General features: G+C 45.0%; 15 protein-coding genes. 11 read left to right on the top strand and 4 right to left on the bottom strand.

Annotated elements, in window-relative coordinates:
- Window positions 1–79 precede the first annotated feature (79 nt).
- On the bottom strand, window positions 80–814 hold the full coding sequence (locus H6F98_RS21795; protein WP_192220813.1) for an SDR family oxidoreductase: 735 nt from the start codon (window positions 812–814) through the stop codon (window positions 80–82).
- A gap of 119 nt (window positions 815–933) precedes the next feature.
- Here H6F98_RS21795 and H6F98_RS21790 point away from each other — a divergent pair, with 119 nt between their 5' ends.
- Window positions 934–1,275 carry a helix-turn-helix domain-containing protein gene (locus H6F98_RS21790; RefSeq protein ID WP_192220812.1) on the top strand — a complete coding sequence of 114 codons (342 nt, stop codon included), beginning with the start codon at window positions 934–936 and terminating at the stop codon, window positions 1,273–1,275.
- Window positions 1,276–1,359: 84 nt separating this feature from the next.
- Here the strand turns inward: H6F98_RS21790 and H6F98_RS21785 are convergent, their stop codons facing one another.
- Window positions 1,360–1,686 carry a ferredoxin gene (locus tag H6F98_RS21785; protein ID WP_192220912.1) on the bottom strand — a complete coding sequence of 109 codons (327 nt, stop codon included), beginning with the start codon at window positions 1,684–1,686 and terminating at the stop codon, window positions 1,360–1,362.
- Window positions 1,687–1,769: 83 nt separating this feature from the next.
- On the opposite strand from H6F98_RS21785, the gene H6F98_RS21780 reads away from it, so the two are divergent.
- The 7 genes from H6F98_RS21780 to arsS all read left to right on the top strand — a co-directional run bounded on the left by H6F98_RS21780 (window position 1,770) and on the right by arsS (window position 7,683).
- A complete protein-coding gene (locus tag H6F98_RS21780) occupies window positions 1,770–2,099 on the top strand; it encodes a helix-turn-helix transcriptional regulator (RefSeq protein ID WP_192220811.1) in 330 nt (109 codons plus the stop codon).
- A 247-nt stretch (window positions 2,100–2,346) separates the two neighbouring features.
- Complete coding sequence (gene arsB, locus H6F98_RS21775) at window positions 2,347–3,501, top strand: ACR3 family arsenite efflux transporter (RefSeq protein ID WP_192220810.1); 1,155 nt, start codon at window positions 2,347–2,349, stop codon at window positions 3,499–3,501.
- A gap of 72 nt (window positions 3,502–3,573) precedes the next feature.
- Window positions 3,574–4,161: a metal-dependent hydrolase gene (locus tag H6F98_RS21770; RefSeq protein WP_192220809.1), complete on the top strand. Its 588-nt coding sequence runs from the start codon at window positions 3,574–3,576 to the stop codon at window positions 4,159–4,161.
- A 73-nt stretch (window positions 4,162–4,234) separates the two neighbouring features.
- Window positions 4,235–4,900, top strand: coding sequence for an arsenical resistance protein ArsH (arsH, locus tag H6F98_RS21765; RefSeq protein ID WP_192220808.1), 666 nt, complete (start codon window positions 4,235–4,237; stop codon window positions 4,898–4,900).
- A gap of 77 nt (window positions 4,901–4,977) precedes the next feature.
- Window positions 4,978–5,388, top strand: a complete 411-nt coding sequence (arsC, locus tag H6F98_RS21760; RefSeq protein ID WP_192220807.1) for an arsenate reductase, glutathione/glutaredoxin type — start codon at window positions 4,978–4,980, stop codon at window positions 5,386–5,388.
- A gap of 286 nt (window positions 5,389–5,674) precedes the next feature.
- Window positions 5,675–6,643 carry an arsenosugar biosynthesis arsenite methyltransferase ArsM gene (gene arsM, locus H6F98_RS21755; protein WP_192220806.1) on the top strand — a complete coding sequence of 323 codons (969 nt, stop codon included), beginning with the start codon at window positions 5,675–5,677 and terminating at the stop codon, window positions 6,641–6,643.
- A 44-nt stretch (window positions 6,644–6,687) separates the two neighbouring features.
- Window positions 6,688–7,683, top strand: coding sequence for an arsenosugar biosynthesis radical SAM (seleno)protein ArsS (arsS, locus tag H6F98_RS21750; RefSeq protein ID WP_192220805.1), 996 nt, complete (start codon window positions 6,688–6,690; stop codon window positions 7,681–7,683).
- Between the two features lie 336 nt (window positions 7,684–8,019).
- Here arsS and H6F98_RS21745 read toward each other — a convergent pair whose 3' ends face one another.
- Window positions 8,020–8,589 carry a general stress protein gene (locus tag H6F98_RS21745; RefSeq protein ID WP_192220804.1) on the bottom strand — a complete coding sequence of 190 codons (570 nt, stop codon included), beginning with the start codon at window positions 8,587–8,589 and terminating at the stop codon, window positions 8,020–8,022.
- A 514-nt stretch (window positions 8,590–9,103) separates the two neighbouring features.
- Between H6F98_RS21745 and sbcC the strand changes: the two genes are divergently transcribed.
- From sbcC to H6F98_RS21730, 3 genes are all read left to right on the top strand, one after another.
- A complete protein-coding gene (gene sbcC, locus H6F98_RS21740; protein ID WP_192220803.1) occupies window positions 9,104–12,124 on the top strand; it encodes an exonuclease subunit SbcC in 3,021 nt (1,006 codons plus the stop codon).
- 781 nt (window positions 12,125–12,905) lie between these two features.
- The gene (locus tag H6F98_RS21735) at window positions 12,906–16,166 is read left to right on the top strand and encodes a PAS domain S-box protein (protein ID WP_192220802.1); all 3,261 of its coding nucleotides are present in this window, start codon (window positions 12,906–12,908) and stop codon (window positions 16,164–16,166) included.
- A gap of 308 nt (window positions 16,167–16,474) precedes the next feature.
- Entirely contained in the window at window positions 16,475–17,995 is a 1,521-nt protein-coding gene (locus H6F98_RS21730; RefSeq protein ID WP_192220801.1) for an ATP-binding protein, read from the top strand.
- 99 nt (window positions 17,996–18,094) lie between these two features.
- Here the strand turns inward: H6F98_RS21730 and H6F98_RS21725 are convergent, their stop codons facing one another.
- Window positions 18,095–18,784, bottom strand: coding sequence for a carbonic anhydrase (locus tag H6F98_RS21725; protein WP_192220800.1), 690 nt, complete (start codon window positions 18,782–18,784; stop codon window positions 18,095–18,097).
- Window positions 18,785–19,274 lie beyond the last annotated feature (490 nt).

The raw sequence follows: 19,274 nt of genomic DNA, 5'->3' as shown, positions 1-19,274 counted from the left end.
GAAGGTCAGTGGCGGAGATGTTCTTGAAACAAGGCAGAATGATTGTCCGTCCACTGCACTGATATTCAACCATTTCAGGCTATACAATTCCACCGTTAGCTCGTATCATCTGACCCGTAATCCAATGAGCCTCGTCAGAAACTAACAATGCAACAGCACTGGCAACATCATTTGGTTTACCCAATCGTCCCAATGGGGTTTGAGCAATGAGTTGATTAACTTGCTCTTGATTGAGCACCAACCCATCAGTCTCTGTTACACCCGGAGAAATGGTGTTAACCGTGATGCCGCGTCCACCCACTTCTTTTGCCAGACAGGTACTGAACTGTTCAATTGCTGCCTTGCAGCCTGAATATGCCCCACCCGTTGGAATTGGCATGACTGTACCACTGGTGGATAAACTGACAATGCGTCCTCCGTCTGCTATGTGCTGTGCTGCCTGCTGAAGTGCAAAGTAGACACCTTTAGTGATCTCAAACATAGCGTCATACTCTTCTTCGGTCATCTGGGTCGTTAACTTGAAGATGTTTTTCCCTGCGGCATTATTGACGAGGATATCTAACTTGCCAAAGTGTTCGAGGGTTTTTTGGAACAAGCTACGAATTTCGGCAATATTTCTCATATCAACCTGTATTGCGATCGCATCCGAACCACTTGCTTTGATGGCTGCGACGACTTCAAGCGCTTTGTCCCGGTTGCCAACATACGTCACGACGACGTTTGCACCTTCCTTTCCCAAGTGTTCTGCGAGCGCTCTTCCAATTCCACGCGACGAACCAGTCACAATCGCTACTTTCCCTTTCAACGATGACATCGTGTTCTTTCCTGATAGCAATAATGATTGAACGCTTACCAAGGTACAGTCCTACTAACTTTTTCGGAAGTACTTACTTTTTTGTAAGCTTCTGTAAGCTTGTCAGGAGATAACTACAAATGTCACAAGAGCAGACTGAGGGGACGATATTTGTACAAACTACGCTCAAAATTTTGGGCGGCAAGTGGAAGATTCTAATTTTGTGGCATTTGAAAGATGAAGCGAGACGATTTAGTGAATTGAAGCGACGAATGCCTGAGATTACTGAAAAAATGCTGATACAACAACTCCGAGAACTGGAAAAAGATGGAATTGTGAATCGGAAAGTCTATTCCGATGTGCCTCCTAAAGTTGAGTACTCGTTCACGAATTATGGTAAAAGTCTCGAACCTGTATTGAAAGCTCTCTGTGAATGGGGTCAAGAACATTTGGAGCGAGGAAAGTTTAATGGGATTGACTAGATTTGTGCTGCTCTCATCTTCCAGAAGTTGGGTGCATCCCAATGCCAGCAAATCGCCGATGCCCTCCCTGATAGACAGCTAATCTCAAAAGCTAAAACGCATATGTATACGAGGGTGAAGCTTCTCTTCTACTGGCTTACCTCCCTTAAGATGTTGCTCCACAATCACTGGAACATCAGCTTGTTGCACTCGACAGTACCAAGTCTCTTCTGGAAGAACCCGTACTGTTGGGCCAGAACTGCATTGTCCCTGACAACCTGTGCCTGTAACTGTAAAACCGTCCACTTGTGCCGCTTCAAAAGCTGCCAGTACTGCGGCTGAACCTGCGGCTGTACAAGAGGTATGTTGACAAACTAAAACAGAACGCTCCTGTGGGTGTGAGTTCTTTTTTTCGGAATTAGTTTCCACTATTGGTTTAGCTGCGTACTATTGATGGCTACGCTCCTATCTTAACCAGGGGTATTAGAATCAAGTTGTCGTTTCAATAAAGGTTGATGGGTAAAGTATCCACCATTGCTCCCGATAGTCTTGTTGCTGGCTTCCATGCCCTATCTGACCCAATCAGGATTCAAGTCTTGGAGTTATTGCGATCGCAAGAGTTGTGTGTTTGCGAACTGTGCGAACACTTGGGGGTAACACAGTCCAAGCTCTCGTTTCATCTAAAAAACTTGAAAGAAGCAGATTTAGTGCGATCGCGTCAGGAAGGTCGCTGGATTTACTACAGCCTCAATCTATCCCAATTTGTGATTCTGGAGCAGTACCTCGCAGAATTCCGCCGTTTCAGCCCCATCTTACCAGCCCGTTCCTGCTCAGACACCCCTTAATCATCAACTTATTTTAATAAAAACTGATTTATCAATGCGCTGATAGCTGCTCTACAGAGGACTCAGCAGAATCCCTTACCAAAATCTTGCTTGACAAATCAATTTTTTTTGAAATAGTGGTATTAATTCCATATTAAACTCACGGTTTTCGCTGGACAGTCTCAGCTGAACCTAAAAATCGAAGAGTTGTTACAGAAGGAAGCATTCTGGCTATTTGCCCTTAGCTTTTGACCTCGGACTAATCCTGATGAGTACAAACAATCGTCAAGCAACTGCATCACCCCCGATTGCTGGTAGTAGTCTCAGTTTTTTTGAAAAATATCTCACCGTTTGGGTATTCTTGTGCATCTTCGTAGGCATCGCCTTGGGTCGAGTGTTTCCCGGTGTAGCTGTTGCACTCGATGCCATGAGTATTTATCAAGTATCGATCCCAATCGCCGTCTGCCTGTTTTTCATGATGTATCCGATCATGGTGAAGATTGACTTCACTCAGGCGGCAAATGCACTCAGAACACCTAAACCCGTCATCCTCACCTTGGTAGTGAACTGGTTAATTAAACCATTCACAATGGTGGCATTTGCTCAATTTTTCCTGGGTTGGCTGTTTCGCCCCTTGCTGACAGGAACGGAGTTGATTCGCGGCAGTGAGGTAACTCTCTTCAACTCTTACATTGCGGGTACGATTTTATTAGGAATTGCTCCTTGCACAGCGATGGTGTTGATGTGGGGGTATCTTTCCTACAGCAATCAAGGACATACCTTGGTAATGGTGGCGGTAAATTCGCTGGCAATGCTGTTTTTGTACGCACCGTTGGGAAGATGGTTGCTGGCGGCGAATGATTTAACAGTGCCTTGGCAGACGATTGTGTTGTCAGTGCTAATTTATGTGGGGTTGCCCTTAGCAGCAGGGATGTACAGCCGTTACTGGATTCTCAAGCACAAAGGGAAAGAATGGTTTGAGCGGCGGTTTCTCAAGTATCTCAGCCCAATTGCGATCGCAGCCCTCTTGATTACTTTAGTATTGCTGTTTGCGTTTAAGGGAGAATTGATTGTCAACAATCCGCTGCACATTCTCCTGATTGCAGTGCCACTGTTTATCCAAACCAACTTTATTTTCCTAATTAGCTACGTGGCGGCGTTGAAAATGAATCTGTCTTATGAAGATGCAGCACCAGCAGCACTGATTGGGGCGAGTAATCATTTTGAAGTTGCGATCGCTACGGCTGTAATGCTCTTTGGCTTAAATTCTGGTGCAGCACTGGCGACTGTCGTTGGTGTGTTAATTGAAGTACCAGTGATGTTGATGTTGGTAGAGGTATGCAAGCGCACTGCCATGTGGTTTCCCCGCGAACCAGAAAAGGCGACACTACGCGACCCCCGTTGTGTTAGTGCTTACAAGTGATAAATGAGCTTCTTTGTCCAGAAGTTATGTTTGACTTGATGTGTCTAAATCACGCGCAATAGGTGATGTTCAATGAACACATATTCTCACTTTCTGATGACAGCTGCTCTGGACAAGAGCTTACGCAGAATCCCAATTGTTAAACGTGCTTTTTTACTTGGCTCTGTTGCTCCTGATTTACCATTGTGGATTTTGTCAATTAGTAGCATCAGTTACTACCATTTCATCCAAGGTTGGAGCCTTAGAGAAACGTTTAACTATATCTTTGACGAGCTATATTTCCACAATCCTTTCTGGATTGCCTCGCATAATTTCCTCCACTCACCAATTTTGCTACTGCTGGCACTGGGTTTTTTGTGGCAGTCACGCCGCCATATCGGTTCTCGATCTCGATGGGTTTTCTGGTTTGTGGTTGCCTGTCTGTTGCACAGTTTCGTAGACATTTTCACTCATGTTAATGATGGCCCCTTGTTATTTTTCCCTTTAGAGTGGACTATTCGCTTTCACAGCCCAATTAGTTATTGGGACCCTCAATACTACGGTAGAGAGTTTCAAGTTTTTGAACGGATATTGAATGCTGTGTTGTTGATTTATCTATTTAGTCCTCGGCTTTGCCGCTATTTGCGTAACCTAATGCCGTCCTACTCTCCCAATTCCTGAGTATCTACTTCACTATTGCTCAATTAGACACCTCTGTCTGAATCAATCAAATACTTGTTACTAGTGCTAGATAATGACGACGTTTAATCACAAGCCGCGAATCTTATTTTTGTATGGTTCATTACGCGATCGCTCTTATAGTCGCCTTTTAGCTGAAGAAGCCGCCCGCATTATTGAGGAGTTTGGAGCCGAAGTGCGGTTTTTTGACCCTCGTGAGTTACCGATTCACGGCAGTGTACCCGATACTCATCCCAAAGTTCAGGAGTTACGGGAGTTGAGTTTATGGTCTGAAGGACAAGTGTGGTCAAGTCCAGAGATGCACGGCAATATTACTGGCATTATGAAAAACCAGATCGACTGGATTCCCTTGAGCATTGGGGCAGTTAGACCGACTCAAGGCAGAACTCTAGCAGTTATGCAAGTAAGCGGGGGTTCGCAGTCGTTCAATGCGGTGAATACCCTGCGAATTCTAGGGCGCTGGATGCGGATGTTTACCATCCCGAATCAATCCTCTGTTGCTAAAGCTTATCAGGAGTTTAATGAGGACGGGACGATGAAGGATTCGCCTTATCGCGATCGCGTTATTGATGTTATGGAAGAACTTTACAAGTTCACTCTGCTATTGCGTGACAAGGTTGATTACTTGACAGACCGCTATAGCGAACGTAAGGAAAAAGCGGCTCAGCAAACCATCCAAATTGCGAATACTGCCCTTGAGGTTAATAGTAAAAGCACCTAAATGTTTTTATCTGACCTAGAAGCAGATCGTTGTACTAGCGTACCAAGTTTTCAGTTGTCCAATTACTAACTACTGTTATGAAACGAGTCATGTTTGTTTGTAAGAAAAACTCTTGCCGTTCCCAAATGGCAGAAGGATTCGCCCGTCACCTGGGAGAAGGCAAGATTTCTGTAACCAGTTCGGGATTAGAGGCAAGTGAAGTGAATTCTACGGCGGTTGAGGTGATGTCAGAAATTGGCATTGATATTAGTAGCCAAACGTCTAAGCCATTAAGTGATTTTCAGCCTCAAGACTATGATATTGTGATTTCCCTCTGTGGTTGCGGTGTCAATTTACCGGAGGCTTGGGTACTGCGAGAGGTATTTCAAGATTGGCAGCTAGATGACCCTGCTGACCAACCAATAGAAACGTTTCATCGAGTTCGGGATGAAATCAAGGAACGGGTGGAAACATTGATAGAGTCGGTTGCCTTATCGAAGACTCGTTAGTTAAAAGGCGATCGCACTTCTAAGGCGGAGTACCAAGTTTAATCAAAGCAAGTAGTAGAGTGGCACGGTTCACTCTACTTTTTTATTGACATAATCCTTAGGGTGATTGCCGAACAAAGGCAATTGAGCCTAGTACGGGTCATTAAGCTTGAGATTTAAAAAAACGTGCGCTTAAGGTCAGTAAACGAATTTTTTCTGTAGCATCAAAGAGAAAGCCAAAATTTACGGGTTCAGGTTTTCCTTTGTCTGTCATAGCCTGAATACCCTTGAAGAGCATAGGATTTAGATGAGTTATCTTGAGACCACAGCAAAGTTCTACAGCGAAGTTGCCCAAACGCCGCAAGTTGGGTTGTGTTGTGTCCAAAGCAGTCCCTTACAACTACCAGGACTGAAGGTTCCATACCAGATGCAGCAGATGAACTACGGTTGCGGTACAACTGTTCATCCGGCTGAACTAATTAACGAGCCGACTGTGCTGTATGTGGGTGTTGGTGGTGGCTTGGAAGCTTTACAGTTTGCTTATTTTTCCAGGCGTTCTGCTGGTGTAATTGCTGTTGAGCCAGTCAGTGCGATGCGTGAAGCAGCTACCCGTAACTTGGAGATGGCGGCTAACGAAAATCCCTGGTTCGAGCCAAGTTTTGTGGAAATTCGGGAAGGAGATGCCTTTGCGCTACCAGTCCCCGATGCCTCTGTAGATGTCGTTGCCCAGAATTGCCTATTCAATATTTTTGAACCTGCTGACTTGTCCAAAGCGCTGAAAGAAGCATTTCGGGTTTTGAAACCCGGTGGACGCTTGCAAATGAGCGATCCAATTGCTACTCGACCAATCCCAATGCATCTGCAACAAGATGAACGTTTAAGAGCGATGTGTCTCTCTGGTGCTTTCACTTATGAAGAGTACATCCAACGAATTGTTGATGCTGGCTTTGGTCAAGTAGAAATCCGCGCTCGTCGTCCTTACCGACTCTTGGATCAAAGAAGCTATCGACTGGAAGAAGATTTGCTTTTAGAAAGTCTTGATTCCGTTTCTTTCAAGGTTCTGATTCCGGAAGATGGTGCTTGCATTTTCACAGGTAAGACAGCAATCTATACCGGGGAACAAGAGGTTTTTGATGATTCCGCAGGACACATTCTTCAGCGTGGTGTACCAGCCGCCGTCTGCGATAAAACGGCAGCTAAGTTCGCAGCGTTAATTTCAGAAAACGTGTTAATCACAAATTCTACCTGGCACTACACTGGTGGTGGTTGCTGTTAGGAAAATCTCGGCGAAGAACGATAAGATTTAGAAAACTGTTAAAAATGACTCAGACAGAAGCATCCGCAGTAACACCGTTTAGAAAAAAACTGAATAGACCCTTACCGAAAGACCCAATTAAGGTTTTACAAATTAATCTGGGGAAGCGCTGCAACCTTGCTTGTACTCACTGTCATGTAGAAGCGAGTCCTCATCGGACAGAAGAACTTTCCCCAGAAGTTTGTGACCAATTAATTGAAGTCATTCATCGATTTCCCCAAATCAAAATTGTTGATTTGACTGGCGGTGCCCCGGAGATGAACTATGGATTTAAGCCGTTAGTTGAGGCAGCACGAGCTACAGGAAAGCAGGTAATTGTTCGGTCAAACTTAACAATTTATTTTGAGCCTGGGTTTGAGTATCTTCCAGAATACTTTGCAAAGCATCAGTTGAGAGTGGTTGCCTCGTTGCCTTGCTATCTGGAGGATAATGTTGATAAAATGCGCGGTCGAGGGGTCTATGATGGCTCAGTTCGTGCCATTCAATGGCTTAATCAAATGGGTTATGGAAAAGACCCTAGTTTGATACTTGACTTGGTGTATAATCCCCCGCTACCACTTACTGAAAAGTTTTCTTTAACTCCTAGGCAGGATAAGTTAGAACAGGATTATAAAATGTTCCTTAAAGAACATTTTGATATTACTTTTAATCAATTGTTCACCATCACAAATTTGCCTGTTGGAAGAAGTAAATTTCATTTGCAACGAACTAAGCTGTATGCTCCCTATCTAGAGTTTTTGGAGAACAATTTTAATGCAGGTACAGTGGAGCATTTAATGTGTCGTGATGAACTCTCAATTGATTATCTGGGTAATGTTTATGATTGTGACTTTAACCAGATGGAGAATGTTGCAGCGAAGTCTCGTACAGGGGGAATGTTGACGGTTAGTAAGCTTCTGGAAGCAGGAACATTAGATTTAATTGATGAGATTCGTACAGCGTCCTATTGCTATGGTTGTACGGCTGGTTGTGGTTCTAGTTGCGGTGGAGCTTTAGTTTAGGACGAATGATACTGACTTAAGAGCTTGGAAATAAATTTCCGGCTCAAAGCCGAAGTAAGCTTTAGCTTACTACATCAGCCTTTCAACCCGTTTTAACGGGTTTTAGCTTTTAGCCCGTTCGCGTTCGCGAAGCGTTCTCGAAGAGTAGCGTTCCCGTTCCCCGTAGGGGTTCCCGAAGGGTAGGGTACTTTAGTTCAGGGCTTAAGTCAGTACCATTCGACTTAAGGGGAATGTCACTAACAAATAGCCTGTCACTCTAAGCAATAGAAGCAACAGGCTAATGCTAAAGGAATGCCTTAGGTATGTGAAGCTAATCAAGGCATTTCTCAAAAAAGCTTAAATTAGACCTGTTCGACCTCCAGCCATCGTTGAAGGTGCATCATAGATTCCCCAATCACGTACTCCCCGATTCTCAAGAATTGCTTCGGCACTGAGGATTTCCTCTGCTGTACCCTGGACTACTACTAGATAATCCCCTGCGGAGACTCGCTCTTCATAATGCTTAGCTCTGTCTTCGGGAACACCCCAACCAATTAGTGCACCAGCAAGGGCACCAGTCGCGGCACCAATTGCACCGCCCAAAAGGGTGTTCGCTAAAAGAAGACCTACTTCAGCAGCAACACCAACTCCAGGGATTGCCAATACGCCTAAGCTGCCAACTAAGCCAATGATTCCTCCCGTCGCCGCCCCAGCTGTGGCTCCAGCTTTGGTGCCTCCTTCAATTTGCTCACCCTTGCCATCACTCACGTCAGCACCGCCAATCTGCTCGTTACGGTTAGCGTTTTGGACGATTACAGAAACTCTATCCATGTTGAAGCCAGCATCTCTGAGTTCATTGAGTGCATGTTCCGCATCTTGACGGTTAGAGAAAATGCCGACAGCGTGTTGAGTTTTTCCTACAGTCATGCTTTACCTCTTTTTCCTTAAGCACACAAGCCTACAAAAATCCAGGGATTAACTTTACAGTTATTGGTGCTTTTAACTACGGCTTCATTTTTGTAATTGTGAAGTGGGTATTCATCGGTCTGTAGGGTAAGCTTGATTTCTGTCATTAGATAGGTGAAATGATGGAGCGATCGCTCTATAAGACTGCTACGAAGAAGACATCCTAAATACCGTTGCTATTTGGGATTGAGAGAATTGAGAGACAATTTGACTTAAAACGCGATCGCCTAACTGTCTAAGCGCGTGTTTGAAAAGTACTGTTGTCATTCCGCAAGGCTAACGCATTCTGACAGCGTCGCTCCAACTCTAGATCAAGAGATAGCACTATGTATTGACTAGTAGTTGTTGCTTTTATTAATAATTGTAAAGCTAGAGCGTTAAAGCGTCAAAACCCTATTACTCCGTAGATACACTAACAAACAGTGCAGATGTACTGATAGTTTCTAATGAATTGGTGTGAGGCATTAAAGCCTGAATGATTCCGCTACAACTAACACTAAAAAACTTCCTCAGCTACCGTGAAGCGACTCTAGACTTTCGCGGTCTGCATACAGCCTGTATCTGTGGCCCCAATGGCGCGGGTAAATCGTCTCTTCTCGAAGCACTTACCTGGGTAATCTGGGGGGAAAGTCGTGCGGCATCGGAGGATGACATTATTAATGCTGGGGAAAAAGATGTCCGAGTCGATTTCATCTTTAAAAATAATCACCAAACTCTTCGGGTGATTCGGACTCGCCATCGGGGCCAAAGTAGTTCCCTGGAATTTCAAGTTGAGACACCTACAGGGTTTCGATCTTTAACAGAGAAAGGGGTACGGGCAACTCAGCAGTCGATTTTGCATCATCTCAAGCTCGATTACGATACATTTATTAACTCGGCATACCTGCGCCAAGGTCGGGCAGATGAATTTATGCTGAGGCGTCCAAGTGAGCGCAAGCAAATTCTTGCCGACTTACTTAAGCTCAATCAGTACGAAGTCTTAGCGGAACAGGCTAAAGATTTATCACGCCAGTTTAAAGGTCAAGCCGAACAGCTAGAGCAGAGTTTGGAGACAATCCAACAACAGCTACAAGAACGAGAAGCGATCGCACAACAACAAGCAACATTAAGTGCGACGTTGGAACAGCTACAACAATCCCAAAACCTTGACCAAAAACAACTCCAACAACTCCAAGCCGTTCAGCACCAGCGTAGTACCTGGCAACAACAAGCTACGTTTGTTAAGCAACAATATCAAAATCTTGGCTCAGATTGCGATCGCCTAACTCAAGATATCGCTGTCACTGAAGCACAACAGCGACAACTTTCTACCCTACTCAATCAAGAAGACTCCATCAAAACAGGTTACTCCCAATACATCAACCTGCAACAACAAGAGGAAATCCTAAGTTCAAAATTCCAGACTTATCAGGAAGCCCAACAACAAAAACAGCAACTGCAACAGCAGCTTTCCTCACAAGTTAACGAACTCAATCTAAAAATTCGTCAGACACAAGCGCAACTAGATGCCCTACGACCTCAAGAACAAGAAATCCAGGAAACTCTCTCCCGTTCTGGAGAAGTCACCCAAGCACTAGAGCAACTCAATAGTGCCCGTCGCCGCCTCAATCAACTGGATAGTTTGCAGCTTCAGGTATCTCCCCTTCTACAACGCCGTCACTCCATCCAAATAGAACTCGATCGCGCCCAAGCCAGACTCAGTGCCAGATTAGACGAACTGCGCTCGTCTGAGAAGCAGCTCAATGCTCAGATCTCAACAACTCCTCAACTCAGGCAAACCGTGCTGCAAGTGGGTGTAGAAATCGGGCAATTGGAGAAAAAGCGTGTTTATCAGCAGCGAGTACAGGAAAAAGGACTCGAACGTCGGGGCTTTCAGGAACGTCTACAAGAAAACCAACGCCGCTATGAAAAACAGTTGGCAGAACTGACGCAAAAAATCGAAATGCTGCAAGCGCAAAATGCCGTTTGCCCATTGTGCGATCGCCCCTTGGATGAAGCCCACTCGCATCATGTTATCCAGAAAACCACGGCTGAACAACAGGAAGTACAAGAACAATTCTGGGTTGTGCGAGAGCAACTGGCAGTATGCGATCGCGAACTTCAGGTATTGCGTCAAGAATACTCTCAACTCTCCCAGGAAATGGCTCCGTATGAGAAGTTGTTGGAGCAACGAGGACAATTAGAAGCACGACTCGAAGCAACTGACGAAGTTTATGACAGACTCTATGAACTCTCGGAGGAAAAGGAAGAACTTGAGAAAGCGCTTAGTGTTGGCGCTTACGCCGCAGAGTTACAGGAAGAACTGCGACAACTCGATGCCCAGTTGCAACAGCTCAACTACAGCGAACAAACCCACGCCCTTACACGAGGTGAAGTAGATCGCTGGCGTTGGGCAGAAATCAAACAAGCCAAGCTTGAAGAAGCTAGCAAGCGTCTGGCTAAAATTGATGCCCAAAAGCCACAACTCAAAGCCCAGCTTGATGCACTCCACGCTTCCCTTCATGAGTTGCAAACTACGTCTGAACTGCAAAAGCGTGTTGAAGCCCTCGATCAGCAGATGGCACAAATCGGCTACAACTTAACTGAACACAACACCCTGCGAACCTCGCTGCGTCAAGCCCAGTCCTGGCAGCTACGTCATCAGGAGTTAGTATCTGCCCAGCAGCAGTATCCGCAACTTTGCGAACGTTTGGAATCCTTAAAACATACCCTTGAGCAACGACGCTCTGATCAGGAAGCCATTAATTCACAACTAGAGACTGTTATCAAGCAACTCGAACAGTGTCCTGACGCAAGCAACGAAATCCAAGCTTTAGAACAACAGATACAACAGCGGCGGCGACAACTGGATGAACAACTTTCTCAGCAAGGGCGTTTACAACAGCGCTTTACCCAACTCGAATCACTACAAACGCAATACGAGGAACAGCAAAAACAGTTTCAAGACCTCCAACGACAATATCGTGTTCATCAGGAATTAGCGTCAGCGTTTGGTAAGAATGGCATCCAAGCGCTAATGATTGAGAATATATTGCCCCAACTAGAGGCGGAAACCAATAACATTCTTTCCCGACTCACTGGGAATCAATTGCACGTCCAAATTGTGACTCAAAAAGCAGGGCGTCGGGCTACTAAGAAAACGACAAAACTGATTGATACGCTGGATATTCTGATTGCTGATGCGAGTGGGACACGACCTTATGAAACGTATTCGGGTGGTGAAGCCTTTCGGATTAATTTTTCGATTCGTCTGGCTTTAGCGCGACTCTTGGCACAACGCGCAGGCACATCGTTACAAATGCTGATTGTGGATGAAGGGTTTGGGACGCAGGATGCGGACGGATGCGATCGCTTAATTGCGGCGATCAATGCGATCGCGTCTGACTTTTCCTGTATCCTAACCGTGACACATATGCCTCAGTTCAAAGAAGCCTTCCAGACTAGGATTGAAGTTCGTAAAAATCAGCAAGGTTCTCACCTGAGTCTCTCGGTGTAAGTCTTAAACTGATCTCAATCATCTTAGAATCTTAACTTTTTGTGTATTGCAGGATTACAGACATTCATCAGCCTCAAGAATAGCTCCCAAGCGGGGTTGAGGCTCACTAAATTCAGTAAAATTTCTACTGAAGGCTTTAGATGTAATACAAATTTATACAAAATATCCGTATCTCCACGGATATTTGCCAAGACAGCAGCGATTATGGTATTTAGTATGACCCAATCGTATTTCAGCGGCATCAAAGCTGTGACACGGTAGAAACGTGTATTTCGTCTCTTCGCTACGCACTCTAAGTGTAGTTAAGAGATAGCGAATACAGTTGGGGTAGAGCATCAGGGGATTTACAATTCAAGCGTTCAATGTGTTTCCTTGTCAATCAGAGTTGTTGACGCAATAACAATCAACTCTTGACCGATGTAGGGAAGCTCGTATCGCCAGATAACCATATAAAGAGCCTAGTGGCTCTTTGTCGGAGCTATAGCAGTAGCCACTTAAGTTAGGACATCGACGGGAGGCTATGCACCCTAGCCGGAGCCGATTCGACTGAAAGCTGACCGCTGAAAGCTGACTGCTGAAAGCTGTAACTTCATCAGCCGTCACAAGCCAGCGAGAAACAGGAACGTTCTTCCTTAACGACTGTTCAAGCCGATGTAAATGGCTGCTTATCAGTAAGGTTAACCAAGTTCAATAAGAGGCAAAATTAGGAGCAGTGTCAGCGTGTGAGTAGAGATGATCAGGGTCTAAAACTCCCATATAGGTATAGGAAGCAAGTATGCGAATGACCAGTACTAAAAACCTGCACCTTACCACGCTTCAAAATGCGTGTAACTATGGTGTCGGCATTGTCATTGCCCTCATTACTGGCTATACCCCTGTCTACTTCGTGGCACAAGTTCCTACTATTCAAAAGAAACCCTCTTTTCGTATTCTCTGGCTGCTGCTTGGAGGTGTGGGTTACACAAGTGTGATCTGGGTAACGCAAAGGTTTGGTCTGCAAGAGGTCACTATTTCCTTCACTAACTTGGTTACTACAGTATTACTAGCAGGAATTCTCTGGCAACGCGCTACTCACGCCAAAGGCAAGCCAAAAAGGAGTTCAGGCAAACTAGCCATGACCAAAGCAGAAAGTACCAGATCCCTTCATCTTGTCCAACCCCAGACTTCTGAGACTGGAAATCGGAAGGCGTGGTTATATAACGATAACGCTGAGTACCCTAGGACACCGATCTACGATCCCCAAACCGGTCTCGTGGAAGAAATTCTTGCGGTTTCTCGTGATATTAGTGAGCAAAAACAGGTAGAAGCAACGCTACGGCAGAGGGAACGTCAGCTTCAGAAGCTAGCGGCTAATGTGCCGGGAATGATTTACCAATTTCTGCTCCGGACAGATGGTTCTGTATCATTCCCCTTTGTCAGTAGTGGGGCACGCGAAATCTATGAACTAGAGCCGACAGCTATCCAGCAAAATGCCGCAGTTGTTATTGATCTAATTCACCCGGATGACCGGGCAAGTTTTGAGGACTCCGTTGCTGCCTCTGCCAAGACATTACAGCCTTGGAACTGGGAGGGACGGTCTATTATGGAATCGGGAAAACTCAAATGGTTGCAAGCCGGGTCTCGACCGGAACGACAAGCGAATGGCGATATTCTCTGGGATGGTGTTGTGATGGACGTCACAGAGCGTAAGCAAGCAGAGGCGGCGTTGTATGAAAGTGAAGAGCTATTTAGAGCAACGTTTGAGCACGCGGGTATTGCTATTGCTCAGGTAGGACTACAAGGTCAGTTCCTGCGAGTTAACCAAAAACTTGGCGAGATCACTGGGTACACTCAAAAAGAACTGCTAGCAAAAACGATTTGGGAGATTACCTTCCTAGAAGATCAAGCCGTGAATCAGATGTATCTGCACCAATTTGCAGATAGCCAGAAGCAGACAGTGAATCTAGAGAAGCGCTACATTCACAAAACGGGTTCTCTGGTCTGGGTGAAGGTAACTGTGTCGGTTGTTCGGGATTTCACGGGAGAACCGAAGTACTTTATCAGCGTCATTGAAGATATTACTCAGCGCAAACAGGCAGAGGTGGCTCTGGTTGAGCGATCGCGTCTTTCGACACTAGCCGCAAACGTTGGTGTTGCGCTTGCTAGTGGTGGAACGTTACTAGCAATTCTTCAACGCTGTACAGAGGCAATCGTGCAACAACTTGATGCCACTAACGCAGCAGTATGGACTTTAAATCCTACCTCTCAACAGATCGAACAACAGGCATTTGCGGGTCAGCTAACTCCTCTCAATCCTGACCTGATCAGTTCCGATACTCAATACTATCAACCCGACTTAAACCTTGAGCAGTTAGAAGGATTATACTGTTCCCTGCTTCCGAATCATCTCTCCGGTTACCCCCTGATTGTGGAAAAGCGATTGATTGGGGTGATCACGTTGTTGAGTAATCACCCCCTTACGGAAGAAGCAAAGGGAACTCTTAGCTGGGTTGCCAATGCGATCGCAGTTGCTGTTGATCGGGCTTGGGCACGCTCAGAACTCCTCAGCCGTCGAGAATCCCTCCTGTACGGACTAGCCAATCAAATCCGTAACTCTTTAGAACTCGATACCATCCTGGAAACGGCTGTCCAGTCAATCCAAACCCTATTACAAATTGACCGCTGCCACTTCCTCTGGTACAGAACCCACGAGAGTGAACCGTATTGGGAAGTGGTCAATGAAGCGAGAAACCCGCTTTTACCGAGCCATCTGGGTCAATATGCAATGGCTCAGGTTGAACCGTTTGTGAATCAGCTTTTACATCGACAGATCATTCGAGTCGATGAAGTTGAAACGATCAGCAACGCTGCTGTGCAACAGTTCTTACTCAGTATGGGCTACACCTCGATTTTGACAATCCCGGTTGAAACTCAGGCGGGGCAGATTGGGGTAATTTGCTGCGGTCATTGTACAAGTGTCCGACCTTGGGATGAGAGTGAGGTGGAACTGCTACAAGCGGTCGTGGTACAGTTGGCGATCGCGATTGACCAAGCAGAACTTTATGCCCAAGCCCGTCAAGCTGCCCTTATTGCCCAAGCGCAAACCCAACAACTAGAGGTTACCCTCCAACAACTCAAAACAACCCAAGCACAACTCGTACAAAGTGCCAAAATGTCCAGCTTGGGACAACTGATTGCGGGGATTGCCCATGAAATTAACAATCCCATCAACTTCATTCACGGTAATCTCACCTATGCCAGTGCTTACTTCTACGATTTATTAAGTTTGTTACGTCTTTACCAAGAACAATACCCCAATCCGACAGAGGTGATTTTGGAGCAAGCCGAAGTCATTAATGTTGGCTTTATTGCGACAGATCTCCCTAAACTCCTCAGTTCGATGCAACGGGGAAGCGATCGCATCCGCTCAATTGTGCTGAGCCTGCGGAACTTCTCACGGCTAGACGAAGCCGAAATGAAGCGAGTAGATTTGCATGAAGGGATCGATAGTACGCTATTAATTTTGCAGCATCGATTAAAGCCTAAAGATCGCAATCCTGAGATTCAAATTGTCAAAGAATACGGAGATTTGCCTAGAATCGAATGCTATCCAGGACAGCTCAATCAAGTTTTTATCAATATTCTCAGTAATGCCATTGAAGCCTTCGAGCAATCCGACTCTGATATCCGGCAACAGCCCTCGCCAACCATTACTATCCGTACCCGTGTTATCGACCGTTCGGACTCTACTCAGAACACTCTTTCTCAGCTTCCAGAGTCACCTTCCTACACCCTAACAAACCCCAATACTCCCTCTGTCCCAAACACGAGAAGCGTTGTAATTCAAATTACGGATAATGGTTCTGGAATGACTGATTTTGTTAAAGCAAGGATTTTTGACCCCTTCTTCACGGCTAAACCCTTTGGACAGGGCACGGGTTTGGGTTTATCTATTAGTTATCAAATTGTTGTAGAACACCACCACGGTGTTCTAAGCTGTACTTCTATACCGGGTCAAGGCAGTCAGTTTTGGATTGAGATTCCCATACAGCAAATTCACTGATTTTTTTGTTAAATAGTGTATATAGATACACTCCTGTTACTCTTTTTTCTGTAAAAAAGGTTGAGTTTCAATAACTTTCGCACTCGACTAGCATTTACCTATATTATCCTGTACAGGTAAGGACAGAAATTGCGTATCTTGCCGTCCAAAATCCTTGAGCCATAGACAAGTAGGAATGCGGTTTTTAATCAAGGTCATCTACAACGTGATAGCAACAAAAAGTGATTTTTTAACGACTGCAAACTTATAGAGTCGTTTTGAACCATTATCTTTTGCCTGTCAAATAGCAATAGCAAGAGACAAGCGTTATGCCTCAATCCTTGACCCGTGCTAACATCGTCGGAAATCTTTTCTATTTAGAACTGCTCCCACTAACAGCGCTAGCAAACTATTTTAATCTTGATGAGATCAGCACGACACGAGAAATTAATGCAGCAGTCATTAATATTAGTGGACGTCAACGGATGTTGTCCCAACGCGCCGCTCTGTTTGCCCTAAACTTAGTCTGTACTCAAGAGAATGGCGAACAGGTAAGGCTCCGACAAGAAATGCTAGCCCTGATGGAGTTGATGGAGAAGTCACACAATGGGCTGATTCAGGGTGATGCACAGATGAAATTACCAGGTCAGCCTTCTTCAACCATTAAGGCAATTTATTTTGATGCTCCCTTTTATCTTGATGAGCAAATTCGATGCTACATTGCTCATGTTCGAGCGTTGGCGCAATCTACTCAACTGACTCAAGAGAACCCCCATTTACAAGCCATTCTTCAAGCATCTACTACCAATCTTCTTGAAGCCTTGGAGGCTTTAGTTAGTCAATATCAAAAAGAAAGTGATGCAGCTCAGCTAAAACTCGAAACTCAACAGACAGAGCTTGTTCAACAATTCTGTATTGCGACTCTTTGTGTTCAATCTCACGCTCGACAGTTAGAGCAAACATTGGAGGATTTAAAACGCACTCAATCCTACCTCATTCAGACTGAAAAACTATCGAGTATTGGTCAAATGGTTGCTGGTATTGCTCACGAAATTAATAATCCTGTGAGCTTTATTTATGGGAATTTGCGCTATGCCAGTGACTATATTAGGGATTTATTAGACTTAGTGAATCTTTATCAAGAATCCTATGGAGACCAACACCCGCCCATACAAGCGAAAGTAAAAGCGATCGACCTTGATTTTCTCATCAAAGACTTGCCAAAAGTTTTAGGTTCTATGCAAGTTGGAGCCGATCGCATTCGTCAGATTGTCCTGTCGCTGCGGAACTTCTCTCGGAGTGATCAAGCCGTAGTTGAAGCTGTCGATCTTCACGAGGGGATTGACAGTACACTACTGCTCTTACAAAATCGCCTCAAAGCTCGCTACAATCGCCAAGCGATTGAAGTAGTAAAAGAGTATGGCAATTTACCCCCAATCAAGTGTTGTGCTGGACAAATTAATCAAGTGTTTATGAATCTTTTGAGTAATGCGATCGATGCGATGGAAGACATCCCCGATCACGCTGGGCGCATCAAGATTCGTACCTGTGTCAATGCTGAACAGACTGGCGTTGTTATCTGTATTGCTGATAATGGTCTTGGCATGACTCAAGACGTTAAAAGGCATCTATTTGACGCATTTTTCACGACCAAGCCCCCTGATAAAGGCAATGGACTGGGGCTATCAATCAGTCATCAACTGGTGGTAGAGAAGCATGGAGGTATCCTCAAGTGTGAGTCAGCACCGGAAAAAGGAACAGAGTTTTGGATTGAACTTCCGCTGCAACCGAGATTGAGGTTACCCACCCATGAATCAAAACCAGCAGCAATCAGTAGAGTTAGTAAATAGGCTTTGAAAGCTATTAGTTTGTAGCAAAAACTCAAACAAATTCTATTTCTAGACGAATTTTTATCCTCTTCACTCCTAACAACAACCAACAACCAATAACTAACTTCTATTAGAACCTTTGCAAATTCGCTCTTGCTGCTCCGGAGTTATCCAAGCCGCCCTGGAGAATTGGGTTTGCGGTGGCACATATTTTTTCAAAGCTGCGTTATATTCTAAAACCTCTCCTGTTTCAATCTCGTAGAACCAGCCATGAATCTGTAGTTTACCGCTTTTGAGTCGCGAGTAGATGACTGGATAGGTGCGTAGGTTTTCTAGCTGAGTGAGGACGTTCTCCTTAATCGTCGCATTCAGCAGTTCTTCGCCCTCATATTCCTGATAGTGTTCTTTAACCGCCCGACGAGTTGCTTCAGCGTGTTTGAGCCATTCGTAAACGGCTGGCATCTCTTCGGCTAACTTGCCGATTTGGAGCAGTCCCTTCATTGCCCCACAATGGGAGTGACCGCAGACAATAATCTCCTCAATGCCTAAAGCATGAATGGCATACTCAACGGCTGCACCTTCCCCACCATTTGTGGCATTGTAAGGCGGAATAATATTACCCGCGTTGCGGATGATGAACATTTCACCCGGTTCAGCTTGTGTCATCAGGTTTGGGTCAATCCGGGAGTCGGAGCAGGTTATAAAGAGTACTCTTGGATGCTGTCCCTGAGACAGGAGTTCAAAAAGGTCTCGGTGTTCAGTGAAGTAATTGGTCTGAAATTGATGTAGACCTTGAATCAGCCGCTTCATTGGTCAAAGTTTCCCAAAGAGGATAAGGAAACAATTTTATACTTTTATTGATTTCGAGCGCTAATGGAAGAGGGGGATGTCGGTAAATTTCTCGGATTTGGTGCTGGTTACGAGGCTGTGCTGAATGAAGTACGGGTTTTAGCGAGGATTCACCCGTAGTTATCCCTCATCTCATCAAATGTCCCTTGCGACTCAACTCAGTTTAGCTCTAGCTTCCGCTAACTTAGTTGAGTAGCATCAATTTGGAACAATTTTTTCTGCCAAATCCACCCTCACCTTCACCTTCATTCCATTAAGCGTAAAAATAACTACAATTCTCATTTATAAAACTGGTTAACATTTGGTAAAATCGCCGAAAAATCTTTGGCAAAATAAATTTATTAGTATGAAATTTTTCTAAAACTAAGTTGTTTATTACTTAACAATCGAGTTTTTTGATCTATAGCTATAGCCGCAGAGATCAAATCAATTGAGGAATCGGAAACAATCT

This window comes from Microcoleus sp. FACHB-SPT15 (assembly GCF_014849525.1).
GTDB classification, from domain to species: domain Bacteria; phylum Cyanobacteriota; class Cyanobacteriia; order Cyanobacteriales; family Coleofasciculaceae; genus Symplocastrum; species Symplocastrum torsivum.
The sequence above is the reverse complement of the archived record's forward strand: the minus strand, read 5'-3'. Positions and strand labels throughout refer to the sequence as shown.